The organism is Mesorhizobium sp. WSM4842, assembly GCF_055901575.1.
This window is the reverse complement of the sequence record NZ_CM148372.1, coordinates 5050312-5067954: the sequence shown is the minus strand read 5'-3', so window position 1 is coordinate 5067954 and position 17643 is coordinate 5050312. Positions and strand designations below refer to the sequence as shown.

Genomic DNA, 17643 nt, shown 5'->3' with positions numbered 1-17643 from the left:
GGCGTGACGATCATGCGTTGCAGCCCCGTTGCCCTTTTCCGGTTCGCGTCAGGAAAACTGGCCGCGATTCCGAATGTTCCATTCCCGCCATTTCAGAAATGCCTTATCGAAGCCGGCTATTCAACCGGCAAGGCGTGCTGCGGAGGGAGAAGGAAAGGCTGGCGATCCTTCGCGCCCCCCTCTGTCCTGCCGGACATCTCCCCCAGTTGGGGGGAGATCGGCCGGCACCGCCGCTTTCCCCAATCCCCACCGTCGCAGAAACCGGCGGAGCGCCAAAGCTGCCAATCTCCCTCCTTGTGGGGGAGATATCCGGCAGGACGGAGGGGGCGCTGTCCTGGGCGCTGTCCCGCCATGATCGGGCCGAGCGGAGCGCGAGACAATGCCGCCGGCAAAATTCGGCCCCTGCGCTCTTGGTGATCCGGCGCGGCGCTGCTAGTCTGGCGGCAACTTAGAACACGTGAAAGCGCCTGCTGCGTCCGGTCTCCGGTTCGCGCGGCGCCGGAAGGAACTGAAGTGGAAGACCACGACACCGGCGCCGGCGCGCCGGAAGTGGGCGTGTCCAGGGCTTCGCCACCGCCTTCGGGCCAAGCAAGCCCATCCGCCGGCCGGCACAATGGCCGCCCGGTGCAGCCTTGGTCCGGTCACGGACAGGCAGGCGACGCGTCCCAGCAGCAGAAGGCCAAGACCAGGAAGCGGCGAAAACGTCGGCGCGGCCGCAAGGTTTTCGTGCGCGATGACGCTCACCTCGCAGCGGCCGGACTGTCGGCGCCCGCCGGCAGCGCTCCAGCCAGCCGCCCGCCCGAGGCGATCGTCGCGCCTTTGCCCTCAGCTGCGCCAACCAGGCCGGAGCAGGATGTCCGCCGCCCGCCGGTGCAGGAACTGCCGGTGTTTGCGGCACTCGATCTCGGCACCAACAATTGCCGGCTGCTGGTGGCGGTGCCTACGCGTCACGGCCAGTTCCGCGTCATCGACGCTTTCTCGCGCATCGTCAGGCTGGGCGAGGGCCTCACCGCCAATGGCCGGCTCGGGCAGCCGGCGATGGACCGTGCGGTCGAGGCGCTGAAGATCTGCGGCGACAAATTGCGCAGCCGCAAGATCAGGAAGGCCCGGCTGATCGCCACCGAAGCCTGCCGTACTGCCGCAAACGGCGCCGAGTTCCTCGACCGCGTCGAGCGCGAGGCCGGCTTGAAGCTCGAGATCATCGACCGCCAGACCGAGGCGCGGCTGGCGGTTTCGGGCTGCGGCTCGCTGGTCGACCGCGACACGCAAGGCGTCGTCCTGTTCGACATCGGCGGCGGCTCCTCGGAAATCGCGCTGATCGATCTCACCGGCCACCGCTCGCCGAGGCTCGCCAACCACATCGTCTCCTGGACGTCGCTGCCGGTCGGCGTGGTCTCGCTGGCCGAGCGCTTCGGCGGTCGCACCGTCACCCGCGAGGTCTTTGCCGCCATGGTCGACGATGTGGCCGTGCGCCTGCACGCCTTTGACGGGCGCGACCGGCTGAGCCATGTGCTCGCCAGCCCAAAATTCCACCTGCTCGGCACCTCGGGCACGGTGACGACGCTGGCCGGCGTCCACCTTGACCTGGAACGCTACGACCGCCGCCGGGTTGACGGGCTGTGGATGGACCGCGACAGCGTCGACCGCATGGTCGAAAAACTGGTCGGCTGGGATTTCCAGCAGCGCGTCGCCAATCCTTGCATCGGCGCCGATCGCGCCGATCTGGTGCTGGCCGGCTGCGCCATCCTGGAAGCGATCCGCGCGGTGTGGCCGTCGGAGAGGCTGCGCGTCGCCGACCGCGGCCTGCGCGAAGGCATATTGAGCGAATTGATGGCCGACGACGGTGTCTGGCGCAACAATGGACGTGGCAGAGCATGATCCCGAACCGAAGGACCGCGTCAGCGAAAAGTGGCAGCCGGTTTTCGCTGGAGATCATGCTCAAACAAGAAGTCAGGCAATGACCAAGAAACCGGAAAAACCAGGCTCTGCCGGCATTCGTGTGCTGAAGACGCGGATCAAGAAGAAAAGCGGCCTGAAGGAATCGTCGCGCCGCTGGCTGCAGCGTCACATCAACGATCCCTATGTCCAGCGCTCCAGGGCCGACGGCTACCGTTCGCGCGCGGCTTACAAGCTGATCGAGATCGACGACAAGCACCATCTGCTCAAGCCCGGCATGAAGGTCATCGACCTTGGTGCGGCACCCGGCGGCTGGTGCCAGGTCGCCGCCGCGCGCACGAAATCGACGGCCGAACATCCGCATGTCGTCGGCATCGACTATCTGGAGATGGATGCGGTGCCCGGCGCGCCGGTGCTGTTGATGGATTTTCTCGACCCGCAGGCGCCGGAAAAGCTGGCCGAAACGCTAGGCGGCCAGCCGGACATCGTCTTGTCCGACATGGCGGCGCCGACCACCGGCCACCGCCGGACCGATCACATCCGCACCATGTATCTGTGCGAGGTGGCGGCCGATTTCGCCCTGTCGGTGCTCAAGCCGGGCGGCCATTTCCTCGCCAAGACCTTTCAGGGCGGCGCCGAAAACGAGCTGCTCGCCAGGCTCAAGCAGAATTTCCGCTCGGTCCACCATGTCAAGCCGCCAGCCTCACGCGATGAGTCGGTCGAGCTTTATTTGTTGGCGAAGGATTTTAAGGGCGGAAGCGGCGGAGGGTAAAAATCGCCCCGTAGTGATCCTTCGCGCCCCCCTCTGTCCTGCCGGACATCTCCCCCTCAAGGGGGAAGATCGGGCGTCATCGCGGTCTTCGCAAACCTTCGACGGTGCAGGAGTGCGTGGAGCGGCGAAGCTGCCAATCTCCCTCCTTGAGGGGGAGATGCCGGCAGGCCAGAGGGGGGTGCTGTCCCGCCAGCGCTGGAGGGCGCCACTCCTCAACTCCCAGACGCGTCCGGATTTGAATGTTGCATCGCCGATTGCTTGCCAGTCCCTTGGGGGCAAAGGGGCAAGCCGACACGCAGGGCGGTTACCACGGGTGGGGTCGGATGTCGCCTTAACTTCACATTTGTGCGACCCTGGCAGCCGTGCCAGTCAGGAGCCCTGCGAAGAATGGCGCCTAAAAAAAAACCGCCTCGGCGGCGGATCGCTGGCGCAAATCAGCACTATGAATAAATTCCTAGCATAGTTGCCGTCACAAAGCAAGACAGATGTGCTAATCACTTCAGCAAAAGCCGTCCCTCGCCCCGTCACTATACGGGGAGAGGATGCCGGCAGGCAGGTGAGGGGCGGCGCGAACCTGAAGCGATTGCCCTGAGCCTGAGCCTCTTCCGCTGCTGTCCAGACACTCAATCCGTGCAGAGCAGCGGCGAATGCCGGCCACCGATCCGTCACTGCGAAAGGCATTAAGCTGAATTCGCAGCGCTGTCGTGCACAAGCAATCGGCTTTTCATCGGCGACGGGACGTGTTACGAGCCAGCGCCAATCCTGAAAGGGAAGAAGACGAGTCGGCGCTGTCCATCCGGTCCAGCGCTTTTCATGCATTCCGAGGGCTGGCCATGGCAAAAATTATCGAGACGTCCACGGGCGCATTGGCGCTGACCTTTGACGACGTGCTGCTGCAGCCGGGTCATTCCGAGGTCATGCCCGGCGAGACCGATATCCGCACCCGCATTGCCGGCGACATCGACCTCAACGTGCCGATCCTGTCCGCCGCCATGGATACGGTCACCGAGGCGCGTCTGGCCATCGCCATGGCCCAGGCCGGCGGCATCGGCGTCATCCACCGCAATTTCTCGCCGGCCGAACAGGCCGAGCAGGTGCGGCAAGTCAAGAAATTCGAATCCGGCATGGTGGTCAACCCCGTCACCATCGGCCCCGACGCGACGCTCGCCGACGCCTTGGGGCTGATGCGCACCTACTCGATCTCGGGCATTCCGGTGGTCGAGAATGGCGGCGCCGGCGGGCATACGGTCGGACGGCTGGTCGGCATCCTGACCAACCGCGACGTGCGCTTCGCTTCCGACCCGGCGCAGAAAGTCTACGAACTGATGACGCGTGAGAACCTGATCACGGTCAAGGAGAACGTCGATCAGGACGAGGCCAAGCGGCTCCTGCATCAGCACCGCATCGAAAAGCTGGTCGTGGTCGATAGCGACGGCAATTGCGTCGGGCTGATCACCGTCAAGGACATCGAGAAGTCGCAGCTCAATCCGCACGCCACAAAGGACGTGCAGGGGCGCTTGCGCGCGGCGGCCGCCACCAGCGTCGGCGATGACGGTTTTGAGCGCGCCGAGCGGCTCATCGATGCCGGCGTCGACCTTCTGGTGATCGACACCGCGCATGGTCACTCGCAACGTGTGCTCGATGCGGTGACGCGGGCCAAGAAACTGTCCAATTCGGTCCGCATCCTGGCCGGCAACGTCGCCACATCAGAAGGCACGCTGGCGCTGATCGATGCCGGCGCCGACGCCGTCAAGGTCGGCATCGGGCCGGGGTCCATCTGCACCACCCGCATCGTCGCCGGCGTCGGCATGCCGCAGCTTTCGGCGATCATGTCGGCGGTCGAGACGGCGCAGAAGTCGGGCGTCTCGGTCATCGCCGACGGCGGCATCAAATATTCCGGCGATCTCGCCAAGGCGCTTGCCGCCGGCGCCAGTGCCGCCATGATCGGCTCGCTGCTGGCCGGCACCGACGAGAGCCCGGGCGAAGTCTATCTGCACCAGGGCCGCTCGTTCAAAGCCTATCGCGGCATGGGCTCGGTCGGCGCCATGGCGCGCGGCTCCGCCGACCGTTATTTCCAGGCCGAGGTGCGCGACACGCTGAAACTGGTGCCGGAAGGTATCGAAGGGCAGGTGCCCTACAAAGGACCTGTGTCCGGCGTGCTGCACCAGCTTGCGGGCGGCCTGAAAGCCGCTATGGGCTATGTCGGCGGGCGCGACCTTGCCGATTTCCGCGATCGCGCCACCTTTGTACGCATATCCAACGCCGGACTTCGTGAAAGCCACGCCCATGACGTCACGATCACCCGCGAAAGCCCGAATTACCCCGGCGGAGCCTAACCAGCTCGCACGAAGCCTGACGGCAATGATGCTGCGGCTGTCGCGCCACGCTGCAGCACTTTGCTTTGTCTGCGTGGCGGTTTTCGTCGCCATGACGGCGATGGAGTTCCTCTATTTCCGCCAGCTGAGTGGTGGCCTGCCGTCGCTCGACTTGCGCTTGACCGGTTTCACCCCGGACGAGGGCATGGCTTGGCTGACGGCGCTCGGCCGGCGCGGCAGCGAGATCATTCTGGTCTGGCACTACCTGACCTTCGACCTGCTGTTCCCGGCGCTGCTGTCGCTGACGTTGGTCAGCCTGATCCTGGCCACCGGGCGGCGGCTGAAGAACTTCCGGGCTCTGTCCGCGCAGCTGCAATCGCTCTTCGCGCTCGTCCTGGTGCTGCCCTACACGCTTGCCGATTATGCGCAGAACATCGCGGTGGCCCGCCTGCTCTCAGATTTCCTGTCGGCCAATCCGGATTCGCTGTCGTTTGCCTCGGCGCTGATCGTCACCAAATTCGCACTTCTGGCGATACCGGCGATCGTCATCGCGGTTTTTCACCTGATGGGTCAGAAACAGCGCTGACTCCCCTTCTCCCCTTGTGGGAGAAGGTGGCCGAGCGAAGCTCGGTCGGATTAGGGTGTTGGAGGGATCGCGGCTTTCAAGTCCCGGGCCTCGCCGCCCTTCGGGCCCCACAAAGGGGAGAAGGAGTGGGCGAACGCTACAAATCGAACAGCGCGATCTTGCGCTTGTCGAACTTGATCGCAATCTCGCCGCGCACCAGTCTGAGCGCGGCCTCGCCGAACACGGCGCGTCGCCAGCCTTGCAAAGCCGGCACGTCGGCCGCCTCGCCCTCGGCGGCGATGCGGTCGATGTCGTCGCTGGAGGCCAGCACCTTCGAAGCGACGCCCTCCTTTTCGGCGACGATCCGCAACAGTACTTTCAGCAATTCCGCGGCGGCATTGGAGCCTTCGGGCGGCTGAAAACTCTTCGGCAGCTTCGGCATCTCTTCCCTGGGCAAGGCAAGCGCGGTGTTGATCGCGCCCAGCAGCGCCGTTGCCGTCACTGAGCGTTCCCAGCCTTTCGGCGTGGTGCGCAGCTTGCCGAGTGCCGCCGCATCGCGCGGCGCCTGCTGCGCCACCTCGTAGATGGCATCGTCCTTGAGCACCCGGCCGCGCGGCACGTCGCGTTCGCGCGCCTCGCGCTCGCGCCATGCGGCCACCGCTTGCACGATCGCCAGCTCCTGCGGCTTGCGCAGCCGCATCTTCAGCCGCTTCCAGGCGTCCTCCGGATGCGGATCGTAGGTTTCACGCGCGGTCAGCACCTCCATCTCCTCGTTCAGCCAGTGAGCGCGGTTTTCCCGCACCAGCTCGGCGCTGAGGTGCTGGTAGACCTCGATCAGATGGGTGACGTCGGCAAGCGCGTAGTCGAGCTGTTTTTCGGAAAGCGGCCGGTGGCGCCAGTCGGTGAAACGTGAGGACTTGTCGAGCCGAGCGCCGGTGATCTTCTGGACGAGCTGGTCATAGGAGACGCTGTCGCCGAAGCCGCAAACCATCGCCGCCACCTGGGTGTCGAACACCGGATGCGGCACCAGATCGCCGAGATGAACGATGATTTCAATGTCCTGGCGCGCCGCATGGAAGACTTTGACGACGGCCTCGTTGGCCATCAGCCTGAAGAACGGCTTCAGGTCGATATCGGGTGACAGCGGATCGATCAGCGCCGTCACCCAGGGCGCCGCCATCTGGATCAGGCAGAGGATCGGCCAAAAGGTCGTCTCGCGAATGAATTCGGTGTCGACGGTGACGAAATCCGACTTTTCGAACGCGGCGAGAGCGGTCTCAAGTTCTTCTTGGGTGGTGATGACGTGCATCAAATCGCTTTTGGCAAAGGGTAAGGTCTCCTTCAATTTCAGCCGCGCGGGCTTTCGTCAAGCCGCAGCCCCGGTTCAACACATATCGGGCCGTCATCATTGCTTCGCAGGCCCGTCGGAATCGTCGTTGCGCTTGGCCAGCTTGGCGAACACCGTCGATGTGCGCAAAAGGCCGATGAAACGGCTGCGATGGCCGGCCGGCACGCCGGATCGCACCTGCATCCGGTACAGGATGACCACGACGAAGATGGCGTAGACGGTGGCGGTGAACACGAACAGCGCGCTTGGCCCGAAATACTGCATCGCCGTCGAGGCGGCGAACGGCCCGCCAATGGCGCCGAAGGAATAGAACAGCATCAGCGCCGCGTTGATCAGCACAAACTCGCCCTTGTCGGCGCGGTCGTTGGAATGCGCCGCCGATAGCGAGTAGAGCGGCATGGCGAAGCAGCCGAAGATGAAGACGATCACGAAGTTGAGGGACGGGTCGCTGCGCGCCCAAAACACCAGCGCCAGCGATGCAAGCAGCGCGCAGCACGTCGTTATCAGCAGCACAGAACGCCGGTCCCAGCGGTCGGACAGGTAGCCGAGCGGATACTGGATGATGGCGCCGCCGAAGATGCCGACGCTGACGAAGGTGACGACGTCGGTGACCGACATGCCGATCTGTTCGGCGTAAACCGGCGACAATGTGCGGAAGGCGCTGTTGGTGACACCGACGGCAATGCAGCCGAAGCAGCCGATCGGCGAAATCCGCCAGACGCGGGCCAGGTCGAGCTTGACGTCTTCCGGCGGGGTCGGGTTGGAGCGGTCGCCGAGCGACACCGGCACCAGCGAGAGCGTGATCATGATCGACATGACGGCGAAGATGGCGAAACCGCCGGCGCCGACGATCGGGATCAGGAACTGTGCGCCTGTGACCGAACCGATGTCGACCATCCGGTAGATGGCCAGCACCCGCGCGCGGTCCTTGTTGGCGGCCCCGGAATTGAGCCAGGCTTCCATGATGGTGAACAGGCCGGCGAAACAGAACCCGCCGGCGAGCCGCAACGCGCACCACATGATCGGGTCGACGACCAGCACCAAAAGCAATGTTCCCGCCGAAGCGATCGCCGCCAGCGCGGAAAAAGCGCGGACATGGCCGACGGCCTTCATGATGCGGGGGACGGCGAGGCAGCCGAGCAGGAAGCCGGCGAAATAGAACGTGCCCATCAGGCCGATGGTCGAGGCCGAAAACCCCTCCTGCGCGCCGCGCAGCGCGATCAGGGTGCTTTGCAGGCCGTTGCCGCCGAGCAGGATGCCGGCGGCGATAAGGAGCGGGATCAGCGGGCGCATGGAGGACATGAAGGAAGGCCTGTCGTTGACCCTTCTTGAACCATCGCCCGCGCCAATGCCAGCGGCAATTCCCGGCGGTTAGCAGGCCAGCACCGACAATCAGTTTCTCATTTTGATTTTTAGCTGAGGGGCGATCTTTCGCGCTCCCGATGGCGCGCTTGGATGGTGGGCGTCCTACCGCAAAATTCTGTTTGTCATCAGCCATTTCACGGAGCGGGGCCACGCGTAATTCGCACCCATGCGAAGATCGGTAAAGCCTTGGGAAACAGGTTTCCCGGTTTCAGTGTCGAGGATGCGAATGAACATGGTATGCTCTGTTCGGTTGACACGCGTCACGACGCCCAGCAAGGCAAGAGAGGCGCCGTGTTCTTTGGCGATTTTGCCTTCACAGCCGCCGCAGTTGCGCAATCCGTGCGGCGCAACCGCCTGCTCATCCCCCGCCGGCACATCAACCACTGTAAAACGTCCGGACTGGGAGAGCATGTCCTTCGCCATTTGTGCCGACTCGGACAGATAGCGCCTATCGTGTTCATCCGGCGGAATTATGCCTGCGCCAGCGCTCTTGTCTTCCAATTCGAATGGAAACACCTCGATTGACATCGGCGTTGTCTGAGCGTGTGCAAATGTGCAGGTGCCAACAAGCAGCGTCATCAGGACAGTCAATGTGCGAATGCGCATGGTAGTCCTCCCGTCAGTATGACGATGACGGCCATTGTACACGGCTTGACCACCCTGACCACGATCAAGGCAGAAGGTAGCAGTCGGCTTCCGTCAGTCGAAGCGCCTTCCCTCGGTCAGGCCTTGAGCTCCGACACCCCGACTCGCGCGTCTCGTGAGGAGGATCGACCGAAGGCAAAAGCGGTCAGAGGCCCGACGAGCAACCACTGCACGACCGTGAATGCTGTCTCGATCGTGAGGTAGTCGGGAACCGATGCCATCACGTTTTTTGCAGCGACGGCGAGCGTGGTGAAGCTCCACGACAGGACGGCGCCGAAGGCTGAGTAGACCAGTCCGCGCGACAGAATTGTACCGCTCCGCCGCGCAAACGCCTGTTCGTAGACCCAGGCGAAAAGGACTGCCTGGATCAGCATCGACAGGAAACCAAACGCGATGATGATGTTGCTCCGATAGATCGCAAGCTCCGCGTAATAGCGCTCGAAAAGGATCAGATGCCAGACAAATCCGAGCGCGAATGTCGGCACGACGTAGGCAAGAACACCAAGGAAGAAGCATGTCATTTCCGTTTTCCTTTCGTCAAAGCCGGCTTCTGGCCGGGCAGCTTTGGCGGCAGGGTCTGCACGAAGGCGATCGCCGGTTGGAGCCACCTGCCGACTGCTTCACCGGTCAGCGCCGGGGGATCGACGTAGATGTAGCCTTCCATTACCCGCCCCCTCATCTCCATCGGACGCGCTCCGGGCTCGGCAAGCGCTTCGTGCTGGCGGTCCTTGCCGACGCGAACCAGCAAACCGCGCCGGGACGCAGCCGCGACCATGTTGCCGTTCAGCATGAAACCTAGCCCGCCGAACATCTTGACTTCGCGGATATCACCGACGCCCGCGAGAGCGGCACGGACGCTTGCGGCAAGCTCGTCAGCGGTCATGCTGCAAATCCTGTGCTTCGAGCAACGCGGTCAACTGATCCAGAGCACCACGCCAGCCGACGGCGTGACGCACGATCGCGTCGCTGCGCGTAAGCTTTTCATGGCGGATGACGAGTTCGCTGCCGGCGCCGTCCGGCGTGATGATCACCGTGACCTCCGACTCGATGCCTGCATGCTCGTCCGGCGGCTCGATTATCCACGAAAAGACGATCTTCGCAGGCTGCTCGATCGATAGAAAAGCGCCACCGACGATGACGATTTCTCCTTGCTGCCGCTGGTAGGCGAAGCGATAGGCGCCATTGACGTGGAACTCGAACTGCAGGACGGTGAGTGTGATCTCCGGTGCCGGCTTCAGCCATCTTCCGACCAGCTCGGCCTCGGCAAAGGCGGCAAACACTTCCTCGGGCGCGGCGCTGAAACGTCTGCGCACTTCGGCGACGGTCTTATCGATGGTCATCGTTTGCGCCCTCCGACAAAAGGCGATCGAGCTGCTCGACCGCACCCGTCCAGAATGCCTGATGGCGCGCGATCCATGCCTGCGCATCCTGCAGAGGCTCTCGGCGCAACCGGAACTGATGAACACGCCCCTCAATGGCGCGTTCAATAAGCCCGGCCTGCTCCAGCACCTTCAGATGCTTGGAGATCGTCGGCTGGGTAGAGCGAAATTGGCGGCCGAGTTCGCCGGCGCTTCTGGCCTCACCTCGAGCGAGCGCATGAATCATTGAGCGACGCGTCCCGTCCGCCAAAGCGTGAAACGTTCGATCGAGACTGGCCACCTTTTGCATAGCCATATGGCTATACGTCATTCGAGCGGCAAATGCAAGGACGTGCAAGGCCGAAAATCCCTCTGCGCGCTGCGTCATACCCTGAAGGGGCCCCGGCTGGCTCCAGCAGGAAGCAGCCTGGCTGTATATTCCACCATGCTTGCTATACTCCACCGGGCAGTCACGCAGGGGGCTTCACATGTCAGGCTATTTCGGCACAGAGGTTCAGCAGCGCCTGCAAGCTCAAGCTGAGGCGAGTGTCGACTTCATCAATGCAACCCCCGGCGCGTGCCAGACCGGGCGCACTATGGGGTGCGACGATCCCGACCGGTTCGGGTGGGAAATGATCGACAAGATACTCAATCGCGACGGCATCTGCGGCTTTCGTATGATACCTGCAAGCAAGGCGGATGAGCTCAAGTCGCGATTGGCCAAGGGGGGCTTCCGTTTCGATTCCTGGGACGTATTCTCCGCCGACCAGGCAAGTGCCCTGGCGGCATCGGAGGCGATTATCGGCCGGGGATTGCCCGATGGACTTCTCGATCAAGACATGTCGGCCGAGCCGGATGGTGAGTATACGATCCGCATCCAGGCCTTCATGGCGGCGTTGGGCGTGGTGCCGTTTTCGGGGTCGCTGCTTGCCGGAACCCTGGGGCCGGCGACGACGGTAGTGGTTGGTGACGAGAGGGGGACCGTCGTGGCAACCGCGCATGGCTACCTGGCTCACAATTCCCATAGCATGGGGCGGGCTGGTTGCGGTCGCGCAATCGCAGAGGGGTCGAGGGCTTGGCAACTACATCAACGCTCGCATGATCGTCAGTGTGGTTCGCGATTTGCATGCGACGCACATTTATGAGCTCGTATCGGCCTCGAACCTACCGTCCCGACGAATGGTGGAATCATGTGGACTTCGTCGCGATCCCGCTGTTGTGTGCGGGGTTGCCACGCTTGGCGATGGTGCGCGCTTCACCCGCTAACCACCATTGGCGGTTGATGTTGGACCAGGGCTCATTCCCAGCGATGACCGCTTAGGCTCGAAGCCGAACTTCGAACCGAGATGCTGCCCGTGCGCCGCCTGCCTTGACAAAGGCGGCCTCTCATGTGCTTTTCGCGCAAATTTTCGGGCCGGGCTATCATGCCTTGGCCGCAATCAAACATCCGGACCTACCAATGACAATGCATCGTTACCGCAGCCATACCTGTGCCCAGTTGAGGAAGAGCGACGTCGGTTCTTCCGTTCGCCTGTCGGGCTGGGTGCATCGCGTGCGCGACCATGGCGGCTTGCTGTTCATCGATTTGCGCGACCACTATGGCCTGACCCAGATCGTCGCCGATCCGGATTCGCCGGCCTTCAAGATTGCCGAGACGGTGCGCGGCGAGTGGGTCATCCGCGTCGACGGCGAGGTCAAGGCGCGCCTGGCCGAGACGGCGAACGCCAACCTGCCGACCGGCGAGATCGAGGTTTTTGCACGCGAGATCGAAGTGCTGTCGGCGGCCAAGGAATTGCCGCTGCCGGTGTTCGGCGAGCCGGACTATCCCGAGGATATCCGCCTCAAATACCGCTTCCTCGACCTGCGCCGCGACACGCTGCACAAGAACATCGTGGCGCGCACGAAGGTCATCGCCGAGATGCGCAAGCGCATGGGCGAGGTCGGCTTCACCGAATTCTCGACACCGATCCTGACCGCTTCGTCGCCAGAAGGGGCGCGCGACTTCCTGGTGCCGTCGCGCATCCATCCCGGCACCTTCTACGCGCTGCCGCAGGCACCGCAGATATACAAGCAATTGATCATGGTGTCGGGCTTCGACCGTTACTTCCAGATCGCGCCGTGTTTCCGCGACGAGGACCCGCGCGCCGACCGGTTGCCGGGCGAATTCTACCAGCTTGACGTGGAAATGAGCTTCGTCGAGCAGGACGACGTTCTGGCGACAATGGAGCCGGTCATGCGCGCGGTCTTCGAGGCCTTTGCCGCCGGCAAGCCGGTGACGCAGGAGTTCCCGCGCATCGCCTATGACGTCGCTATGCGCAAATACGGCACTGACAAGCCGGACCTGCGCAACCCGATCGAGATGCAGGCGGTCTCCGATCATTTCCGCGATTCCGGCTTCAAGGTTTTCGCCAACATCCTTGCCAACGACCCCAAGGCCGAAGTCTGGGCCATTCCGGCCAAGACCGGTGGTTCACGCGCCTTCTGCGACCGCATGAATTCGTGGGCGCAAGGCGAGGGCCAGCCGGGCCTCGGCTACATCTTCTGGCGCAAGGAGGGCGAGAAGCTCGAAGGCGCCGGTCCGCTTGCCAAGAACATTGGCGAGGACCGCACCGAGGCAATCCGCCTCCAACTCGGCCTTGCCGATGGCGACGCCGCCTTCTTCGTCGCCGGCGACCCGAAAAAGTTCGTCTCGTTCGCGGGAGCGGCGCGCACCCGCGCCGGCGAGGAGCTGAACCTCGTCGACCGCGACCGCTTCGAATTGTGCTGGATCGTCGACTTCCCCTTCTACGAATGGAACGAGGACGAGAAGCTCGTCGATTTCGGCCACAACCCGTTCTCTATGCCACAGGGTGGCATCGAGGCGCTAAACGGCGAGGATCTGCTCGGCATCAAAGCGTTCCAATATGACATGGTCTGCAATGGTTTCGAGATCGCGTCGGGCGGCATCCGCAACCATTTGCCCGAAACCATGGTCAAGGCATTCGAGATCGTCGGCCTGGATCGCGAGACGGTCGAGGAGCGCTTCGGTGGCCTCTACCGCGCCTTCCAGTATGGCGCACCGCCGCATGGCGGCATGGCGGCCGGCATCGACCGCGTCGTCATGCTGCTGGTCGGCGCCAGGAACCTGCGCGAAGTGACCATGTTCCCGATGAACCAGCAGGCCTATGATCTGTTGATGAGCGCGCCATCAGAAGCCAGCCCGCAGCAGCTTCGCGAATTGTCACTGCGCGTCGCGGTGACCAAGAAAGAGGGTTAAAAACCTCCCGCAACCGACGCTAAACGCTGTCGGTTTGCGCTGCCCTCATTGCCCTGCCGGGCATTTCTCCCCGTATAGTGACGGGGAGAAAGACACTGTCACAAATGATTTCGCCAACTGCCAGCGTTGCAAGATGGGCGCAAACGTCGCGGCCGTCTCCCTTCTCCCCGTCACTATACGGGGAGAAGGTGCCGGCAAGCGGATGAGGGGCGGCGCTGACACTTCCAATGCAAGCGCATTTTGCAAACCGGCCAGAGACGTGCCGGTCAGTCTTCGTTCGCCTTGACCGTCACGCCAAGCGTCTTCGTCAGGTCCACCGGGTTTGACATGGCGCCCGCCATGATCAGCGCGAACGGCACCGCTGCCGGCGGCTCGGCCAGGATCTCGATGCTCTGCGGATCGTCGAGATATCTGCCGACCGCAGCCGACACCTGCGCCGTCAATTCGGGATTGTTGAGCTGCGCCATGCCGAAAGGCACGATCGCCTTGGCCTGGTTGGCGACGTCCTTGCCGGACATGCCTTGCTGCTTGCCGACATAGTCCAGCACCTTGTTGGTCAAGGAATCGTCGTCGAAGCGGATCGAAGCGCTGTTGAACGAAAGCTGCTGCAAGACGCCGAGCATGGCCATGCCTTGCGCCGAGTTGTCGGCGCCTTCGGGCTGCGCCGCCATCTTCTTCTGCATCTCCTGCAGCGACTTGATAACGTCAAGCGTGTAGCCGCCGAAACCGAAGGTCATGCCGAGCGTTCCGGCATTGTCGACGGAGATGTCGTATTTCGACAGCTCCATCTTGCCGTCCGCAGGCTGCCAGGTGCCCGCCATTTTAAGGTTCCCGCTGATGTTCTGGTAACCGAGCGCGTTGATCACCTCCCTGGACTTCGGGTCCTCGACCAGCGTCAGGTCGGCATTGAACTTTTCCGTGGTGCCGGAGAACGCCATCGCCTTGCCGTCGGCCGGCGGGGTGATTTCGATGGCGAGCCCGTCCATCGAGAAGGCGGTCTTGTCGCCAACCTTGACCGTCATGTTGTCGAGTTCGGCCGATTTGTACATCATCAGCGAGCCCAGCGGGCCTGTAGCGCCGTCGGCGGGAACCGTCATGTCGTGGATGACGAAGGGGCTGAGGTCGAGCGTGACGCCGTCTTCGCTGTGCTGGAACGCCGAAGTCGAGACGGTTTCGATTTCATAACCGCCATTGGCTTCGGTCACGCCTTCGAGTTTGATGTCGCCGAACTTGAGCGCTTCCTTTTCGGCCGCCGGTTTGAAGGCCACGCCTTGCAGCACCATGCTGGAGGCATCGCCCGTCACCCCGGTCCAGGAGATGTCGACGCCCTGGGCGGCGAGAGCCGCCTTCAGCCGGTCGGCGACCGCCGCATCCTGCGCCAAGGCCGCGTTCAGCGGCAGCGTCAGCAAAAACGTCGAAAAAGCAAGTTTGTTAAGTGTCGAGCGTCTGATCGTCATCGCGAGTCCCCTGAGCGTGTCCTGAAGATTGTCTTTTCAACTCGTTGCGCCGCCACCCTTCCGTGACGAACTGGACGGGAAAAAGGCGTTCTCCCGCACAATGGTCGAAAACCATGGCGAAACGCAAATCCGATCCATTGCCATAGAGCCGGGATGTAACCGATTGATGTTGGTCGGCGTCCAGTTCGTGTTGCGGAAGGGGCGGCGCATTCAGCGCCTCTTGCCGCGAATCACCCGCTCGGCTAGTCCCAGCCCATGGGAAAAAGGCTTTTACCGCCTGGCGATGGCGGTGGCGACAACATCGAGCCGATCGATCTGAAGAAAGCGCTGGAAGAGCGCTATCTCGCCTATGCGCTGTCGACCATCATGCACCGGGCGCTGCCGGATGTGCGCGACGGGCTGAAGCCGGTCCACCGCCGCATCATGCATGCCATGCGGCTGCTCAGGCTCAACCCCGACCAGGGGTTCGCCAAATGCGCCCGCATCGTCGGCGAGGTGATGGGCAAGTTCCATCCGCATGGCGACCAGTCGATCTACGACGCGCTGGTGCGGCTGGCGCAGGATTTTTCGATGCGCTATCCCCTGGTCGACGGGCAGGGCAATTTCGGCAATATCGACGGCGATAACGCCGCCGCCATGCGCTACACCGAAGCGCGCATGACCGACGTGGCGACCGAGCTGCTGTCCGGCATCACCGAGGATGCGGTCGACTACCGGCCGACCTACAATGAGGAGGACGAGGAGCCGGTCGTGCTGCCCGGCGCCTTCCCAAACCTGCTCGCTAACGGCTCGTCCGGCATTGCCGTCGGCATGGCGACCTCGATCCCGCCGCACAATGCCGCCGAGCTCTGCGCCGCCGCCCTGCATCTGATCGAGCATCCGGATGCACCGGTGACGACATTGATGGACTTCGTCCAAGGTCCGGATTTCCCGACCGGCGGCATCATCGTCGATAGCCGTGCCTCGATCCTCGAAGCCTATGAAACCGGTCGCGGTGGTTTCCGCGTCAGGGCGAAATGGAGCCAGGAGGACCAGGGCAGGGGCACCTGGAGCATCGTCGTCACCGAAATCCCCTACGGCGTCCAGAAGGCGCGGCTGATCGAAAAGATCGCCGAGCTGCTGATGGCGCGCAAATTGCCGCTGCTCGAAGACATCCGCGACGAGAGCGCCGAAGACGTCCGCGTCGTGCTGGTGCCGAAGAGCCGTTCTGTCGATCCCGGAATCCTGATGGAATCGCTGTTCAAACTGACCGAGCTCGAAAGCCGCTTTCCGCTCAACATGAACGTCCTGTCGCGCGGCAAGATACCCAACGTGCTGTCGCTGAAAGGCGTGCTCAAGGAATGGCTGGAGCACCGCCGCGAGGTGCTGATCCGCCGCTCCAGGCATCGCCTCGGCGAGATCGAAAGGCGGCTGGAGATCCTCGCCGGCTATCTAATCGCTTATCTCAACATCGATGAGGTGATCAGGATCATCCGCGAGGAGGACGAGCCCAAGCAAGTCATGATGGCGCGCTGGTCGCTCACCGACAACCAGGCCGAAGCCATCCTCAACATGCGGCTCAGGGCCCTGCGCAAGCTCGAGGAATTCGAGATCCGCAAGGAATTCGACGGCCTCACTATCGAGAAGAAGCAGATCGAGGCGCTGCTTGCGTCCGACGCCAGGCAGTGGTCGACGATCAAGTGGGAAGTCTCCAGCATCCGCGAGAAATTCGGACCGGAGACCGAGCTCGGCAAGCGCCGGACCCAGTTCGCCGACGCCCCCGAACATGACCTGACCGACATCGCCCATGCCATGATCGAGCGCGAGCCGGTCACCGTGGTCGTTTCGGAAAAGGGCTGGCTCAGGGCGATGAAAGGTCACCTGACCGATCATTCGTTGCTGACCTTCAAGGAGGGGGACAGCCTCAAGCTCGCCTTCCACGCCCAGACCACCGACAAGGTGCTGGTCTTCACCACCGGCGGCAAGTTCTACACGATCGGCGCCGACCGGCTGCCGGGTGGGCGCGGCCATGGCGAACCGATCCGCATCATCGTCGACATGGACAACGACCAGGACATCGTCACCGCCTTTGTCCATGATCCCAAGCGCAAGCTGCTGCTGGTGTCGCACGACGGCAATGGTTTTGTCGTGCCGGAAGAAGAGGTTGTCGCCAACACTCGCAAGGGCAAGCAGGTGATGAACGTCAAGGCGCCCGACGAGGCCCAGCGCTGTGTGCCGGTCGCCGGCGACCATCTCGCCATCGTCGGCGAGAACCGCAAGATGCTGGTCTTCCCACTCGCCGAGATCCCTGAGATGGGGCGCGGCAAGGGCGTTCGCCTGCAGAAATACAAGGATGGCGGCGTTCTCGACCTCAAGACCTTCACGCTCGCGGGCGGTCTCTCCTGGCAGGATTCGGCCGACCGCACCTTCATCAAATCACGTGAAGAGCTGGTCGAGTGGATCGGTGCTCGAGCCTCGGCCGGACGCATGGTGCCAAAGGGATTCCCGAGGACGGGGAAATTCGGGTAGTTGCTAATCTCCCCCCTTGAGGGGAGATGTCGCCGAAGGCGACAGAGGGGGGTCGGAACGTTCAGACGCGACATCTTATTGCGGACAGAGGAGGCTGGAGCTTCATGCTCGGCGCCCCTTGAGGGCCCTCAAGGGGGGGAGATTAGCGCCTCCATGCA

The 17643-nt window shown here is 63.1% G+C and carries 15 protein-coding genes; 7 read left to right on the top strand and 8 right to left on the bottom strand.

Annotated elements, in window-relative coordinates; translation table 11 throughout:
• Window positions 1-513 precede the first annotated feature (513 nt).
• From AC0NIE_RS24700 to AC0NIE_RS24685, 4 genes are all read left to right on the top strand, one after another.
• On the top strand, window positions 514-1878 hold the full coding sequence (locus tag AC0NIE_RS24700) for a Ppx/GppA phosphatase family protein (protein WP_473487746.1): 1365 nt from the start codon (window positions 514-516) through the stop codon (window positions 1876-1878).
• Window positions 1879-1957: 79 nt separating this feature from the next.
• Window positions 1958-2668, top strand: a complete 711-nt coding sequence (locus AC0NIE_RS24695) for an RlmE family RNA methyltransferase (protein WP_473487745.1) — start codon at window positions 1958-1960, stop codon at window positions 2666-2668.
• Between the two features lie 833 nt (window positions 2669-3501).
• Window positions 3502-5004, top strand: a complete 1503-nt coding sequence (gene guaB, locus AC0NIE_RS24690; RefSeq protein ID WP_123147581.1) for an IMP dehydrogenase — start codon at window positions 3502-3504, stop codon at window positions 5002-5004.
• A 25-nt stretch (window positions 5005-5029) separates the two neighbouring features.
• The gene (locus AC0NIE_RS24685; protein ID WP_473487744.1) at window positions 5030-5569 is read left to right on the top strand and encodes a hypothetical protein; all 540 of its coding nucleotides are present in this window, start codon (window positions 5030-5032) and stop codon (window positions 5567-5569) included.
• 136 nt (window positions 5570-5705) lie between these two features.
• Here the strand turns inward: AC0NIE_RS24685 and rnd are convergent, their stop codons facing one another.
• The 7 genes from rnd to AC0NIE_RS24650 all read right to left on the bottom strand — a co-directional run bounded on the left by rnd (window position 5706) and on the right by AC0NIE_RS24650 (window position 10574).
• Window positions 5706-6857 (bottom strand): ribonuclease D, encoded by a 1152-nt coding sequence (gene rnd, locus AC0NIE_RS24680; RefSeq protein WP_473487743.1) that lies wholly within the window; start codon window positions 6855-6857, stop codon window positions 5706-5708.
• A 96-nt stretch (window positions 6858-6953) separates the two neighbouring features.
• Window positions 6954-8198 carry an MFS transporter gene (locus AC0NIE_RS24675; protein ID WP_473487742.1) on the bottom strand — a complete coding sequence of 415 codons (1245 nt, stop codon included), beginning with the start codon at window positions 8196-8198 and terminating at the stop codon, window positions 6954-6956.
• Between the two features lie 165 nt (window positions 8199-8363).
• Window positions 8364-8867, bottom strand: coding sequence for a DUF3280 domain-containing protein (locus AC0NIE_RS24670; protein ID WP_473487741.1), 504 nt, complete (start codon window positions 8865-8867; stop codon window positions 8364-8366).
• 116 nt (window positions 8868-8983) lie between these two features.
• A complete protein-coding gene (locus tag AC0NIE_RS24665) occupies window positions 8984-9427 on the bottom strand; it encodes a hypothetical protein (protein WP_473487740.1) in 444 nt (147 codons plus the stop codon).
• Window positions 9424-9789, bottom strand: coding sequence for a TfoX/Sxy family protein (locus AC0NIE_RS24660; RefSeq protein ID WP_473487739.1), 366 nt, complete (start codon window positions 9787-9789; stop codon window positions 9424-9426). Before AC0NIE_RS24660 ends, AC0NIE_RS24665 begins: the two co-directional genes overlap by 4 nt.
• Window positions 9779-10246: an SRPBCC family protein gene (locus AC0NIE_RS24655; protein ID WP_473487738.1), complete on the bottom strand. Its 468-nt coding sequence runs from the start codon at window positions 10244-10246 to the stop codon at window positions 9779-9781. Before AC0NIE_RS24655 ends, AC0NIE_RS24660 begins: the two co-directional genes overlap by 11 nt.
• A complete protein-coding gene (locus AC0NIE_RS24650; protein WP_473487788.1) occupies window positions 10233-10574 on the bottom strand; it encodes an ArsR/SmtB family transcription factor in 342 nt (113 codons plus the stop codon). The genes AC0NIE_RS24655 and AC0NIE_RS24650 overlap by 14 nt, the downstream gene beginning before the upstream one ends.
• A 178-nt stretch (window positions 10575-10752) precedes the next feature.
• Between AC0NIE_RS24650 and AC0NIE_RS24645 the strand changes: the two genes are divergently transcribed.
• On the top strand, window positions 10753-11409 hold the full coding sequence (locus AC0NIE_RS24645) for a hypothetical protein (RefSeq protein ID WP_473487737.1): 657 nt from the start codon (window positions 10753-10755) through the stop codon (window positions 11407-11409).
• Window positions 11410-11729: 320 nt separating this feature from the next.
• Window positions 11730-13520, top strand: coding sequence for an aspartate--tRNA ligase (gene aspS, locus AC0NIE_RS24640; RefSeq protein ID WP_473487787.1), 1791 nt, complete (start codon window positions 11730-11732; stop codon window positions 13518-13520).
• Between the two features lie 266 nt (window positions 13521-13786).
• Here the strand turns inward: aspS and AC0NIE_RS24635 are convergent, their stop codons facing one another.
• Complete coding sequence (locus tag AC0NIE_RS24635) at window positions 13787-14977, bottom strand: hypothetical protein (RefSeq protein WP_473487736.1); 1191 nt, start codon at window positions 14975-14977, stop codon at window positions 13787-13789.
• A gap of 255 nt (window positions 14978-15232) precedes the next feature.
• On the opposite strand from AC0NIE_RS24635, the gene parC reads away from it, so the two are divergent.
• Window positions 15233-17485 (top strand): DNA topoisomerase IV subunit A, encoded by a 2253-nt coding sequence (gene parC / locus AC0NIE_RS24630; RefSeq protein ID WP_473487735.1) that lies wholly within the window; start codon window positions 15233-15235, stop codon window positions 17483-17485.
• Window positions 17486-17643: the final 158 nt, after the last annotated feature.